This window comes from Staphylococcus sp. HMSC13A10 (assembly GCF_001808005.1).
GTDB lineage: Bacteria > Bacillota > Bacilli > Staphylococcales > Staphylococcaceae > Staphylococcus > Staphylococcus pasteuri.
On record NZ_KV791867.1, the window covers coordinates 1 to 964 of the forward strand.

Consider the following 964-nt stretch of genomic DNA (forward strand, 5'->3'; position numbering starts at 1 on the left):
GCATTTTTCGCAAATGATGGTGCAGCTTTAATCTTAACGCCCATTGTATTAGCGATGGTAAGAAATCTAGGATTTAATAAAAAAGTGATTTTCCCTTTTATTATTGCCAGTGGTTTTATTGCTGATACTACATCACTACCTCTAATTGTAAGTAACTTAGTTAATATCGTTTCTGCAGATTACTTCGATATTGGATTTATTGAATATTTTAGTCGAATGATTATTCCTAATATATTCTCTCTGATTGCTAGTATTCTCGTTTTATGGTTATATTTCAGAAAATCTATACCTAACACGTTCGATACAGAAAATCTTACAGATCCTAAAAATGCAATTAAAGATCCTAAATTATTTAAGATTTCATGGATTGTATTAGCAATATTACTAGTGGGATATCTTGTTAGTGAGTTTATTCAAATTCCTGTATCAATCATTGCTGGTATTATTGCTATTATCTTTTTACTGTTAGCTCGTAAATCTAAATCAGTTCATACAAAACAAGTGATTAAAGGCGCACCATGGAACATCGTTCTATTTTCTATTGGTATGTACTTAGTCGTATTTGGTTTAAAAAACGTAGGAATCACAACAATTTTAGCTGATGTATTATCCAATATTTCAAGTCATGGATTATTCAGCAGTGTTATGGGCATGGGCTTTATATCAGCATTTTTATCATCAATTATGAATAATATGCCTACGGTTTTAATAGACGCTATTGCTATCGGACAATCTAATGTAGTAGGTACTATTAAAGAAGGTATGGTTTATGCGAATGTAATTGGTTCTGATTTAGGACCTAAAATTACGCCAATTGGTTCTTTAGCAACATTATTGTGGTTACATGTCTTAACACAAAAAGGTGTGAAGATTTCATGGGGAACATACTTTAAAACTGGAATTATCATTACTATTCCAGTCCTATTTATAACACTCTTAGGTTTATACCTTACACTAATCATAT

At 30.9% G+C, this 964-nt stretch carries 1 protein-coding gene; it reads left to right on the forward strand.

What is annotated here, in order from left to right:
- The coding region (locus HMPREF3125_RS08795) for an arsenic transporter (RefSeq protein WP_070453273.1) at window positions 1-964 on the forward strand (964 nt) is incomplete at both ends.